General features: G+C 70.7%; 11 protein-coding genes and 1 pseudogene. 6 read left to right on the top strand and 6 right to left on the bottom strand.

The window, feature by feature from the left end; genetic code table 11:
* The 3 genes and pseudogenes from D7W79_RS28905 to D7W79_RS28895 form a co-directional block, all read right to left on the bottom strand.
* A pseudogene (locus tag D7W79_RS28905) lies at positions 1-267 on the bottom strand (DUF1109 domain-containing protein); the annotation flags it as partial.
* A complete protein-coding gene (locus tag D7W79_RS28900) occupies positions 264-851 on the bottom strand; it encodes an RNA polymerase sigma factor (RefSeq protein ID WP_244222023.1) in 588 nt (195 codons plus the stop codon). The pseudogene D7W79_RS28905 and the gene D7W79_RS28900, both read right to left, overlap by 4 nt.
* Positions 852-1,056: 205 nt before the next feature.
* Positions 1,057-2,484 carry a site-2 protease family protein gene (locus tag D7W79_RS28895; RefSeq protein ID WP_120528610.1) on the bottom strand — a complete coding sequence of 476 codons (1,428 nt, stop codon included), beginning with the start codon at positions 2,482-2,484 and terminating at the stop codon, positions 1,057-1,059.
* Between the two features lie 96 nt (positions 2,485-2,580).
* Here D7W79_RS28895 and dusB point away from each other — a divergent pair, with 96 nt between their 5' ends.
* Positions 2,581-3,594: a tRNA dihydrouridine synthase DusB gene (gene dusB / locus D7W79_RS28890; RefSeq protein WP_120528609.1), complete on the top strand. Its 1,014-nt coding sequence runs from the start codon at positions 2,581-2,583 to the stop codon at positions 3,592-3,594.
* Here dusB and D7W79_RS28885 read toward each other — a convergent pair.
* Complete coding sequence (locus D7W79_RS28885; protein ID WP_120528608.1) at positions 3,573-4,901, bottom strand: glycoside hydrolase family 1 protein; 1,329 nt, start codon at positions 4,899-4,901, stop codon at positions 3,573-3,575. The two genes, dusB and D7W79_RS28885, sit on opposite strands and share 22 nt — an antisense overlap.
* Before the next feature lie 348 nt (positions 4,902-5,249).
* Here D7W79_RS28885 and D7W79_RS28880 point away from each other — a divergent pair, with 348 nt between their 5' ends.
* The 4 genes from D7W79_RS28880 to pyk all read left to right on the top strand — a co-directional run bounded on the left by D7W79_RS28880 (position 5,250) and on the right by pyk (position 9,532).
* Complete coding sequence (locus D7W79_RS28880; protein WP_120528607.1) at positions 5,250-5,456, top strand: excinuclease ABC subunit A; 207 nt, start codon at positions 5,250-5,252, stop codon at positions 5,454-5,456.
* Between the two features lie 120 nt (positions 5,457-5,576).
* Positions 5,577-7,034, top strand: coding sequence for an NFACT RNA binding domain-containing protein (locus D7W79_RS28875; RefSeq protein ID WP_120528606.1), 1,458 nt, complete (start codon positions 5,577-5,579; stop codon positions 7,032-7,034).
* Between the two features lie 152 nt (positions 7,035-7,186).
* A complete protein-coding gene (locus D7W79_RS28870; protein WP_120528612.1) occupies positions 7,187-8,002 on the top strand; it encodes a hypothetical protein in 816 nt (271 codons plus the stop codon).
* Positions 8,003-8,101: 99 nt separating this feature from the next.
* Entirely contained in the window at positions 8,102-9,532 is a 1,431-nt protein-coding gene (pyk, locus tag D7W79_RS28865; RefSeq protein ID WP_120528605.1) for a pyruvate kinase, read from the top strand.
* Between the two features lie 9 nt (positions 9,533-9,541).
* On the opposite strand, the gene D7W79_RS28860 is transcribed toward pyk, so the two are convergent.
* Complete coding sequence (locus D7W79_RS28860; RefSeq protein ID WP_120528604.1) at positions 9,542-11,050, bottom strand: GAF and HD-GYP domain-containing protein; 1,509 nt, start codon at positions 11,048-11,050, stop codon at positions 9,542-9,544.
* A gap of 173 nt (positions 11,051-11,223) precedes the next feature.
* On the opposite strand from D7W79_RS28860, the gene rpe reads away from it, so the two are divergent.
* Positions 11,224-11,880 carry a ribulose-phosphate 3-epimerase gene (gene rpe, locus D7W79_RS28855; RefSeq protein ID WP_120528603.1) on the top strand — a complete coding sequence of 219 codons (657 nt, stop codon included), beginning with the start codon at positions 11,224-11,226 and terminating at the stop codon, positions 11,878-11,880.
* A 1-nt stretch (position 11,881) separates the two neighbouring features.
* Here the strand turns inward: rpe and D7W79_RS28850 are convergent, their stop codons facing one another.
* Positions 11,882-12,280 carry a response regulator gene (locus D7W79_RS28850; RefSeq protein WP_120528602.1) on the bottom strand — a complete coding sequence of 133 codons (399 nt, stop codon included), beginning with the start codon at positions 12,278-12,280 and terminating at the stop codon, positions 11,882-11,884.
* Between the last annotated feature and the right edge of the window lie 142 nt (positions 12,281-12,422).

Below are 12,422 nucleotides of genomic sequence, written 5' to 3'. Positions count from 1 at the left end.
CAGATAGGTGGCGAGCAGCACCGCCACCTCCTTCCACCACGGCGTGGGCAGCGGCTGCGCGGCCAGCTCCGTGAGGGACTGGCGCCGCGTCTGTTCGAGCTTCGCCTCGTTGATGGGGACGGGGGGCGGTGCCACGGCGGGGGGCGCCAGGACCTGGAAGCCGTCCAGGAGGGCGCGGCAGTCCGCGCAGCCGGCCGCGTGCGACGCCAGCTCCGGAGGCAACGGGCCGTCCAGGCAGTCCAGGACGCGTTCGCACTCGGGCGTCATCGCGAGGTCTCCTGCTGAAGGGGGGCGAGCAGCTCGCGCAGGCGCGCGTAGCCCCGGTGGGCGCGGACCTTCACCGCGCTCTCCGTGAGGCCCAGGGCCTCGGCGATCTCCGCGAAGCCCATGCCCTCGAAGCGGTGCATGAGGATGGGCAGCCGCTGGCCTTCGGGAAGCTGCGCCAGGGCGCGTTGCACCGCGCGCTCCAGGCCCGCGTCGCGCGGCTCCGGGGTGTCCGCCACGGCGGTGAGGGGCAGCTCTCCCTCCGGCGTGAGGTCCTCCGGCCGGCGGTGGCGGCGCGCATGGTCCCGTGCGGCGTTGGTGGCGATGGCGTACAGCCACGGACGGACGCGGGCGCCCGCCTGATAGCGGCCGCGCGCGCGCACCAGGGACAGGAAGGTGAGCTGGGTCAGGTCCTCGGCGGTGGCGGCGCTGCCGGTCAGCCGCGCCAGGTAGCCCTGGACGGGGCGCGCATAGCGCTGGAAGAGCGCGTCGAACGCCTGCGCGTCTCCCTGGCAGAACCGCTCCATCAACACCTCATCCGAGTCGCCGGAAGCTCCCGGGGATGCCGGCATGTCACCGGTACGCACGGGCGCGGCGGAAGGTTTCACGGGAGGGGACGAAGGGCTCACGGGGCAGGCGGGGACTCTAGGCCCCGGAGGCGCTTCACGGGAGAAAGTAGCCCTCCCAGGCCCCAGGGCCGGGCACGCGTGGCCGGGGCCCGGCCGGGTGGGCCGGTGGCCTCACGGCCGGATGTCTCCGGGCGGGATGTCCGGGCGCGGCGTCAGCCCGGCCTCAGGGCGAGGCCGCTGGCCGCAGCCGCGTAAGCCACTCCTCGAAGGCGGGGTGGCCGTGCAGGTGCGACAGGTCCTCGTCGGAGGAGGCATACGCCGCGTCCTGGAAGCCCAGGGACTCCGCGCGCTGGAGCAGCCGCACCGCGTCCGTCACGTTGCCCGCGCGAGCGAACGCACAGGCCGCGTCGTACGCGATGCCCGGGTCCGGCACGTACTTCAGCGCCGCCTCGCTCACCGCCGCCGCCTCCGAATAGGCGCCCCGGATGAACAGCGCCCGCTCCGCGCACCGGAACGCGGCCGCCGGGTCCACGCCGGGCAGCCGCAGCGCTTCATTCACCTGGCCCAGGCGGATGAGCGCGCCCGCGTACTCGTGCATCACGGTGCGGTCCTGCGACTCGCCCCACGCCTGCTTCCAGTAGCCCACCGCCCGGGCGTCATCCCCCACCAGGGAGAAGGCCGCCGCCACCGCGTGCATCTCCACCGGCTGGCCCTGCACCTGGGAGAAGTGGTCCAGCGCGGGCCGCCCGTGGCCCTGCTTCAGCGCCACCCAGCCCAACAGGTAATGGGCGCGGCTGGTGAGCCCCGCGGACAGCCCTTGCGTTTCCAGCAGCAGGTTGCCCAGCCGCCACGCGTCGTCCAGCCGGTCCTCGCGCAGGGCCTGCTGCGCCTCGCGCAGGGCCTGGGCCTTGGGGCCCTCCTCCTCCTTCGCCTCGTTGCGCGCGCGCATCACGTCCGCCAGCACGCGGAACGCCTGGTAGCCGAACGAGGCGAAGAGGACGCCCATGAACAGGGCCCCGCTCTTGATGGCGAGCAGCACCATGCCCACGCACAGGCCCAGCGCCAGCACGTGCGACACGATGAAGCCCCGCCGCCCGAACATCCGCGTGGCCAGCGCCGTGCTGATGTGCCCGCCGTCCAGGGGCGGCACCGGCAGCAGGTTCAGCACCGCCCACACCATGTTGGCGAAGAAGAAGTTGCTCAGGAAGAAGTCCGCCACCTCCGAGCGGCCCCGCACCTGCATCAGCACCGCCCAGCACAGGACGCCCAGCGTCAGCCCCGCCAGCGGGCCCGCGAAGCTGCTCACCACGTCCTTGTGCCAGGGCAGCGGCGCGTCCGTGTTGGGCCGGGTGACGCCGCCCATGAAGACCAGGTCCACGCTCGGCTGGTAGCCGAAGAAGCGGAAGGCCACCGCGTGCCCCAGCTCATGGATGAGCACGGACACGAAGACGATGAACATCCAGGACAGCACGTAGGTCGCCACCGCGCCCATGTGCCCGGGCGACGAGGGGTCGGCCAGCTGGTCTCCCAGCCACCCGGCACCCGAGTGCCGCCCCGGCGACGGCAGGGACTGGTAGGCGAGCACCGCGGAGAACAGCAGGTGACTCGTGTGGACGTGGACGGGGACGCTCCCGAGCCTGAAACGGAACATGGGTGGGGACCTTAATCGTTGGCCCCCACTCGCGCAGGGTCGTTCTCATGCCCCGCGCGCTTCTGTTCCCCTCCAGGTATAGGGTGTCTTTTTCGCATGCTGAAGCTGGGTCCCTACTCGCTCCCCAACCCCTACATCCTCGCGCCCATGGCCGGCGTGAGCGAGCGCCCCTTCCGCGTCATCGCCTTCCGGCTGGGCGCCGCCCTGTGCCCCACGGAGCTGGTCAGCGCCCAGGGGCTGATGCGGCAGAACCAGCGCACCCTCAAGTACCTGCGCTACGACGCGGCGGTGGAGAAGCCCTACTCGCTCCAGATTTTTGGCGGCGAACCGGAGGCCATGGCCCAGGCCGCGCAGGTGGGCAAGGCGGCGGGCGCGCAGCTCATCGACATCAACATGGGCTGCCCGGTGAAGAAGGTGGTGCGCAACGGCGCCGGCAGTGGCCTGTTGTGCGACGTGCCCCGCGCCGCGGCCATCGTGAGCGCCATCCGTGAGGCCACCGGCTTGCCCGTCACCTGCAAGATCCGCTCGGGCTGGGACGCGCGCACGCTCAACTACCTTCAAGTGGCGGAGGCCCTCCAGGAGGCGGGGTGCGCGGGGCTCGCCCTCCATCCCCGCACGCGCGAGCAGGGCTACTCCGGCCAGGCGAACTGGGCCCACATCGCGGACCTGAAGCGCCACTTTCCGGAGCTGCCCATCATCGGCAACGGGGACGTGAAGACGGTGGCGGACGCGCACCGCATGCTGGACAGCACCGGCTGCGACTTCGTGATGATTGGCCGGGGCGCCCTGGGCAACCCGTGGCTCTTCCGCGAGCTGACGGGCGGCCCGCCCGCCACGCCGGAGGAGCGCTGCGACCTGGTACTGGAGCACGCCCGGGCCCACGCGGAGTTCGTCGGGGACCCCCTGGGCGCGGTGCGCTCCTTCCGCCGGCACCTGGCCTGGTACGCCCATGGCCTCAAGGGCGCGGCGCACTTCCGCTCGGAGGTGAACGGGCTGGACTCGCCGGAGGCGGTGGAGGACAGCGTGCGCCGCTTCTTCGCGGGCGCGGACACCGACCCCACGGCACCTCTGGAGGAGCCCGAGGTGGACTACCGCGCGGCGCTGGGCTGAGCCGCGCCGCCCGCGCTCGTGGCGGAGGGCGGCACCAGCACGCGCCCGGTGGCCACGGTGCGGAAGTAGTCGCAGGCCGGGGTGGGGCGGCGCTCCAGCGTGTCGAAGTCCACGTGATAGAGGCCGAAGCGCGGGCCCCAACCCTCCAGCCACTCGAAGTTGTCCAGCAGGCTCCAATAGAGGTAGCCCTGCACGTCCACGCCGGCCTCGCGCGCGGCCAGCACCTGGCGCAGGTGCGTGTGGAGGTACTCCGGCCGCACCGACCCCTGCCGGTCGTCGATGCCGTTCTCCGTGACCCACACCGGCTTGCCGTAGCGCTTCACCTCCTGGAGCAGCTGGAGGAAGCCCTCGGGCCGCTTCTCCCACCCGATGTCGGTGAGCCCGCGCCCATCCGGGTCGCGGTACTTGAAGTCGATGAAGGGCGGGCGCGGCATGAAGCGCAGGTGCGCGCGCGTGTAGTAGTTGACCCCCACGAACTCCACCGAGTCGCGCGCCCCTTCAATCCGCACGTCCGTGGACGCGACCCCCGGCATGAACACGCGCAGGTGGCCGGACGACAGCGCCTCGTGGAACGCGTGGTTGTAGGCGGGGGCCGCCAGCCGCACCAGCGAGCGGTCCAGGGGATGCCACCAGCGGTCCGGCGCGAACGCGAGCATGTTCTGGGAGATGCCCAGCTCCACCCGGCCCAGACGCTGACCCAGCTCCTCGCGCGCGATGACGTGCGCGCGCACCAGGTTGCCCAGCGCGGCCATCGTCTTCGCCCCGTCCGTGATGCCCGGCGGCATCAGGCCCTGGAGGTAGCCGCCCAACAAGAGGACCATCGGTTCGTTGAAGGAGATGACGAGCGCGTCCAGCCCCTCCAACAGGGGCGCGCATTGGCGCACGTACTGGCGGAAGGCCTCCAGGCTCTCCGGAAGGTGCCAGGGCGTGGACGCGTGGAACCACGTGGGGTGGGTGAAGTGATGGAGCGTCACCACCGGCCGCAAGCCCAGCGCGCGAAGCCGCAAGAGTCGCTCGCGGTAGCCCTCCAGCACCGCGCCATCGAACCGGCCGCGCTCGGGCTCGATGCGCGCCCACTCCAGCGACAGCCGGAACGCCGTGGCCCCCACCGCCTTCGCCAGCGCGAAGTCCTCCGCGTAGCGGTTCCAGTGGTCCACCGCGCGGCCGCACCGTGCGTGGGGCTCCTTCAACTTCCCCTGCCGCTCCCACTGGGACCAGTCGTTCTCGATGCCGCCCTCCACCTGGTACGCGGACGTGGCGACGCCGAAGGTGAAGGACGCGGGGAAGGTCAGCGCGGTGGAGCTCATGCGGGCGGGCACCGTAGGTCGCCGCCTTCACGACGGGAAGCGACGCGATGCGCGCGCGCCGGATGCACGGCAGCGGACATCCATACCTGTAGCGCGGACCCTCGAAATGCGCCCGGAGCCGGAAATTCGGCCCCGCACGCGACGCGCCGGACCCCCGAAATGACCGCCCACGAACGGTTCGAAGCGCCCGGAGGCCAAAAATCGGCCTCGCCGCGCACTGCAATACATCACCATGCGTTGACACACTGGCATGTCGCCCGTACCATTCATTTCAAGCACTCACGTTCAGTCCAAAGTGGGTGCAGGGCTCGCGTCCTCGCGGGCCTCAACACTGAACGGAGGATTCCGATGGCCGCGAAGAAGAAGACCGCGAAGAAGGCCGCGTCGAAGAAGACCGCGTCGAAGAAGACCGCCGCCCGCAAGGCCCCTGCCGCCAAGCGCGGTGCGGCCAAGAAGGCCCCGGCCAAGAAGGCCGCCGCGAAGAAGTCCGCGCGCAAGACCACCCGCAAGAGCGCCAGCAAGGCCGCTGCGGCCCCGGCGACGCCGGAAGCCTGAAGCAAAGCGTCATGACGGACGTCGGTTGACGTCCGGTGAACGGCTCGGCGAAACCCGCCGGGCCGTTTTTCTTTTGCGGGCCAGGGGTTCCCTCCTCGCGTCCCGCGTCCGGGAGGGCCCATGTCGCTGCGTCCGGTGGAGTTCGGTGAGGTCGTGGCGGAGGCCGCGGCTCGGCTGGTGGGCGCGGTGGCCCAGAAGGCGTGGTGCCCGCTGCCCCGCCTGGCCTACCTGGAGCTGCGCGTCCCGGGCAGATCGGTGGTCCTGTGTCTGTGCGCCGAAGGCGAGCTGTCGCGCCTGTCCGTCGCGGAGGACCGCTTCCCCACGCCGGGCGAGCCCGCCCCCTTCCAGCGCTGGCTGCGCCAGGAGCTCACCGGCTTCAAGCTCCAGGCCGCGCGCTACCTGGAGGAGAGCCGCGCCATCGTCCTGGAGTTCGAGCGCGAAGACGTGCGCCGCCGGCTGGTGCTGGAGGTGGGCGCGCCCGGGGGACTGCTCATCCTCAGCGACAACAACCGGGTGCTGATGCTCTCCGGCGAGGGCTTCGGCCAGCGGCGCAACCTCTATCCCGGAGCGCAGTGGTCGCCGCCGGAGCCCGTGTCCCCGGAGGCGCTGGCGAAGGGACGCGCGCAGCCCTCGCGCCTGGAGCCGCGGGAAGAGGACACGCTCCCCAAGCTGCAGGCCGCCGAGCGGGTGCTCGGGCAGAAGGACCGCACCAGCCGTGCGGACGCCATCCGCCGTCGGCTCGCGCAGCCGTACCGGGCGCGGCTGAAGCGCTCCTCCCGCACGCTGGAGAAGGTGCGCGCGGAGGCCCAGCGCGGCCCGGAGGCGGAGAAGCACCGCGAGGTGGGTGAGCTGCTCGCGCAGAACCTCCACCGGCTCAAGCGCGGCGCGGCGCAGGTGACGCTCACCGCCTACACGGAAGCCGGCGTGGAGGAGGTCCAGGTGAAGCTGGACCCGAAGCGCACCCCGAAGGAGGAGGCGGACTGGCACTTCCACCAGTACCGGCGCCTCCTGCGCGGCGTGGAGCAGGCCCGCCACCGCGAGGCGGAGCTCGCGCGGGAGGTTGCCCACGCGCAGACGGCGCTCACGCAGATTGAGGCCATGGATGACGCCGCGCTGATGGCGCAGGCCGAAGTGCTCCAGGTCGTCCAGGGCGAGGAGGGGCCGAAGGGGGGCCTCCCCTTCAAGGAGTACGTGGGCCACGGCGGCGCGCGCATCTGGGTGGGGCGCGGCTCGGAGGACAACGACCAGCTCACCTTCAAGGTGGCCCGTCCCTGGCACCTGTGGCTGCACGCGCGGGGCCTGCCGGGCAGCCACGTGGTGGTGCCGCTGGAGAAGAACGGGGAGGTGTCCCAGGAGGTGCTGCTGGACGCGGCGCACCTCGCGCTGCACCACTCGGGGGCGAAGGGCGAGCCGCGCGGCGAGGTGAGCTACCTGCCGGTGAAGTTCGTGCGCAAGCTGAAGGGCGCTGCCCCCGGGCAGGTGACGTATGCCCGGGAGAAGACCTTCGTGGTGCGCATGGAGTCGGAGCGGCTGGAGCGGCTGCTCAAGTCGCGCCATGGGGACCCGGGCCTGCCCTGAAGGACAGGGCCACTGGGACGGATTCAACCCGGGGTGTCATGCGCAGCGTGTGGGCCCGGTCGACAGGCGGACGGGCGTCCAGCCCCTGGCCTTGAGGTTCGGGAAGTGCCGGGTACGATGCCCCCCGCGTGACGCCCGAAGCCTTCCGCCAGATGTCCCTGTTTCCGCGTGGCTCGTCCGCGGAACGCGCCGCCTCTTCCGCGCAGCGCGTGCCGGAGGGCCCCGCGCCCCTGCCTCCGCGCAACCGCGTCGCGGAGGAAGCACCGCGAGTCCTCACCGCGTCGCGCGAGGAGCTGTGGACGCGCGCGGAGTCGCTCGCGTGGCGCCTGAGCGCGAACCTGGGCATGCCGGTGCGCCTGGCCGTGACGGACAACCGCTCCACCATGGTGTCCTTCCGCCGTGGCTCGCAGGTGCTCCAGCTGCGGCTGCACCACATGTTCCTGGACGCGCCCGAAGGCATCGTGCGCGCGGTGGCGGACTACGCGGGCCGGGGCCACCGCGCCGCGGGCGCCCTCCTGGACGAATACATCCGGGGCCAGCAGCCGCTCATCCGGCAGCTGCGGCGTGAGTCCGACGCGGAGCTGAATCCGCTCGGCCGCTGCTTCGACCTGCGGGCGCTCTACAACGGCGTCAACGAGGCCTACTTCCAGAACGCCATCCAGGCCCGCATCGGCTGGGGCCGCATGCCCCCGCGCCGCCGCCGCAAGTCCATCCGCCTGGGCGTCTACGACCACCAGACGCGCGAGATTCGCATCCACCCCGCGCTGGACAAGCCGGACGTGCCCGCCTTCTTCGTGGAGTTCATCGTCTTCCACGAGATGCTCCACCAGCTGTTCCCCAGCAGCAATCGCACCGGGCGCCGCGTGCACCACCCGCGCGCCTTCCGCGAGCGCGAGCGCACGTACCCGCACTACGCCGCCGCGCTGCGTTGGGAGCGCGAGAACCTGGGCGCGCTGTTGCGCGGTTGAGCGCACGCCGAGCAGCCTGGACGTTTACTGGTTTACCTGCTCGGGCACATTCGGTCATGTCTTGACCGAAACGCGGGGGAGCCGGATGTTCGGCCTCATATGCGACGAGCAAAGATTGTCTGCACCCTCGGCCCTGCCAGTCAGACCCCGGAGATGTTGGAAGCGCTGCTGGAGGCCGGCATGGACGTGGCCCGGCTCAACTTCTCCCACGGCAGCCACGAGCAGCATCAGGCGAACATCGACATGCTGCGCGCGGCCTCGCTGAAGGTGCGCAAGGCGGTGGGCATCCTGGGCGACCTGCAGGGTCCGAAGATCCGCACCGGCCGCTTCATCACCGGCAGCACGGAGCTGAAGCACGGCGCCACCTTCCACATCACCACCGACGAGACGGTGAAGGGCACGGATGAAATCGTGTCCACCACGTACCCGCACCTGGCGGCGGACGTGAACCCGGGCGACCGCATCCTCCTGGACGACGGCCTCCTGGAGCTGCGCGTCGTGGAGACGGACAAGAAGCAGCTCATCAAGACGGAAGTCGTTCACGGCGGCGTGCTGAAGAACAACAAGGGCATCAACCTGCCCGGCGTGGCGGTGCGCGCGGACGCGCTGACGCCCAAGGACCGCGAGGACCTCATCTTCGGCCTCAAGGCGGGCGTGGACTACATCGCGCTGTCCTTCGTGCGCCAGCCGTCGGACCTGGACTCCGCGCGCCAGGCCATGGCGGAGGTGGGCCGCACGGTGCCCATCATCTCCAAGCTGGAGAAGCCGGAGGCCATCGCGCGCCTGGACGCCATCCTCGACAAGACGGACGGCGTGATGGTGGCCCGCGGCGACCTGGGCGTGGAGATTCCCCCTGAAGAGGTGCCGGCCGTCCAGAAGGACATCATCCGGCGCTCCAACCTGCGCGGCCTGCCCGTCATCGTGGCCACGCAGATGCTCAACTCGATGATCGACAACCCGCGTCCCACGCGCGCGGAGGCCAGCGACGTGGCCAACGCCGTGTACGACGGCGCGGACGCGCTGATGCTCTCGGGTGAGACGGCGAGCGGCAAGTTCCCCGTGGACTCCGTGCAGATGATGGAGCGCATCATCCTGGCGGCCGAGTCCTCCTCGCGCGCCCAGCATCAGCCGCGCGTGATTGAGGCCCCGCTGGGCCTGCCGCTGCACTTCCCGGACGTCATCGCGCGCGTGGCGTGCGAGGCGGCCAAGGCCAGCGGCGCCTCGCTCATCGCGGCCTTCACGCTGTCGGGCGTGACGGCGCGGCTGCTCGCGCACTACCGGCCCACGGTGCCGATTGTCGCGTTCAGCCCGAACCAGGAGGTGCGCCGCCGCCTGTCGCTGCTCTGGGGCGTGGTGCCGCGCGTGCTGGAGCCCATCCAGGAGACGGAGACCATGCTCCGCCGCGTGGAGGAGGAGCTGGTGTCGCGAGGCCTCGCGCGCAGGGGCGACCGCGTGGTGGTGGTGTTCGGCGCGCCGGTGGGCCAGCCGGGCAAGATCAACAGCCTCCGGCTGCACACCATCAGCGCCTGATGCAGTGCTCTACGCCGGGCCCTTCCTGAGGGCCCGGCGGGGAATCTCCGCCTCGACGAAGATGGTGAAGAGGTCCTTGTCCAGCTGTCCGGACCCCGCCTCCTTCTTGAGGATGTCCAGCGCGAGCGTGTGAGGCACGGCCTTCTTGTAGGGCCGGTCGCTCGCGGTGAGCGCGTCGTAGATGTCGCAGATGGACATCATCCGGGACTGCACCGGAATCTCCGGGACGGCGCGAGGGTAGCCCGTGCCATCCAGCTTCTCGTGGTGCGCGTACGCAATCTCCGGCACGCGGCGCAGCGCCCGGGTCCACGGAATCTGCGACAGGAAGCGGTACGTGTGCTCGACGTGGCTCTCGATCTCCCGGCGCTCCTCTGGAGAGAGCGTGCCGCGGGTGATGGAGAGGGATTGGATTTCGTTGGGCAGCAGCAGCGGCTGCCCATGGTCGTGCGCGTCGGTGTAGCTGAGCTTGCCCAGCTCCAGCAGCCGCTCGAAGTTGCCCTGCGCGAGCACCGTCGGCTTGTTGCAGGTGAGCAGGAAGCCCATCACCTCATCCAGCTGCGCCAGCTCCTGGGCGAGCCGCGCGTCCTCCTCCTGGTGGATGGAGGGCAGGGCGGCCAGGCCGCGTGCCTCGACGGAGGCGAGCCTGCGCCGGGAGCTCTGCAACTGCAGGTCCTTGCGAGCCAGCTGGAAGCGGGCGCGCAGCGTCTCCAGCTCATGCGGGTAGAGCTTCTCCGCCTTGACGAGCACGTTCTCGCGCACGCCCACCTTGCCGAAGTCGTGCAGCAGCGACGCGTACCGCAGCTCCTGCAGCTCCACGGCGGTGAAGCGCGTCTGGGCATACGGGCCGGTGGTGTGATGCTCCAGCGCCCGGGCCAGCGACACGGTGAGGTCCGCCACGCGGCCGGAGTGGCCCGCGGTGGTGGGGTCGCGCGCTTCGATGGCGACGACGGACGCGGAGACGAAGCCCTCGAAGAGGCGGTTGATTTCTTCGTGGAGGAGTGCGTTTTCAATCGCGCCGGCGGCCTGGGCGCCCAGGGCGAGCAGCAGCTCCTCGTCCTCCGCGTCGAACACCTGCCCGCCGCGCTTGTTGAGGGCCTGGATGACGCCCGTCACGTCTCCATTCGCGTCGCGCATGGGGACGCAGAGGATGGTGTGGGTGCGGTAGCCGCTGGAGACGTCGAAGCTGCTGTTGAAGCGGGGGTCGGCGTAGGCGTCGGGGATGTTGATGACGGCGCCGGTGTGGGCGACCTGGCCGGCGATGCCGCTGCCCATGGGGAGGCGGATTTCATTCTTGGAGCCCTGGGCCACCTTGCTCCACAGCTCCTCGCGCTCGCGGTCCAGGATGAAGAGCGAGCAGCGGTCCGACTCCACGACCTTGGTGGCCTCATAGAGGATGAGGGGCAGCAGCAGGTCGAGGTCCCGCTCGGCGCTCATCGCCTTGGCGACATCCAGGATGGACGTCAGCTTCGCGAGGCGGCGGGACAGGTTGGGGGAGGCGGGCACGGACTGGGGAAGCACCGGGGCGGGCTCCGTGGGATGCGGCGGATGGCCGCGGGCGCGCCAAGTTGTAGCACGCGCGGTGTGTCGGCCGCCTGGGACCCCCACCTGCTGGGTTCACCTGTGTCCGCCAGGTCTCTGTCCAGTCGGGCAGCGGTACCGTGGCCAACGGGAAGCGGTTATGAAGCGCCGCCATGACCCGCCCCGTCCGCATCTCCCCGTCGCTGCTCTCCTGTGACTTCAGCCGCCTGGCCGAGGAGGTCCGCGGCATCGAGGCGGACGGCGCCGACTGGATTCACGTGGATGTCATGGATGGCAGGTTCGTCCCCAACCTCACGCTGGGGCCGCCCATCGTGGAGGCCATCAAGCGGGTGGCGACGAAGCCGCTGGACGTGCACCTGATGATTGTCGAGCCGGAGAAGTACGTGGACGCGTTCGTGAAGGCGGGCGCGGACGTGCTGACGGTGCACCAGGAGGCGAGCCCCCATCTGCACCGCACGCTCCAGCAGATTCGTTCTGCGGGGGCGAAGCCGGCGGTGGTGTTGAACCCGGGCACGCCGCTGGTGGCGATTGAAGAGGTGCTGGGGGACGTGGACATGGTGCTCTTGATGAGCGTGAACCCCGGGTTCGGGGGGCAGTCGTTCATCGAGTCCACGGTGGACAAGGTCCGCCGGCTGCGCGCGATGTTGGACGCGCGCGGGCTGGACGTGGACATCGAGGTGGACGGCGGCATCAACGCGCAGACGGCGAAGCGCGTGGTGGACGCGGGGGCGACGGTGCTGGTGGCGGGCAGCTACGTGTTCGGCGCGAAGGACCGCGCGGCGGCCATCCGTTCGCTGCGCCCGTCGTGAGTCAGGCGGCTTCGGGCGAAGCGGGGGGGCGCACTGCGGCGGCGGCCAGGCGGGCGATGCGGGCCATGAAGGTGGGGTCGCACGGCTTCACTTCGTAGTCGTCGGCGCCCAGCTCGAAGCACACGTGGCGAGTGAACTGGTCCTCCACGCCGCTGAGCATGATGACCTTGGAGTCGCGGGTGACGGGGTCCTTCTTCAGCTGCGCGAGCAGGTCTCGGCCGTCCTGGTGCTGGTTGATGTCCAGGATGATGACCGCGGGCCGGTGCTTGCGGGCCAGCTCCAGCACATGTTCGGAGGTGGTGTCGGACACGCACACGAGGCCGGAGCGCTTGGCCTCCCGGGCGAGTGCGGACACGACGAGGGGCTCATCATCCGAGATGAGGACAGTGGGAGCAGTCATGGTCCTCTGTGGGGGAACAGGGGCGGATCAACGTGCAACACCTTGGAAGTACAGGAAGGTCCGGATGTTGTGAAGAGGGTGAACATTGTCCCGTCCTGAAGGGTAGGTAGGACAACAGTCGAGGGAGCGGTGGGGGTGGGGG

The organism is Corallococcus exercitus, from assembly GCF_003611585.1.
GTDB classification, from domain to species: Bacteria; Myxococcota; Myxococcia; order Myxococcales; family Myxococcaceae; genus Corallococcus; species Corallococcus exercitus.
Note: the sequence above shows the minus strand (reverse complement) of the source record. Positions and strands in the feature narration are given on the sequence as shown.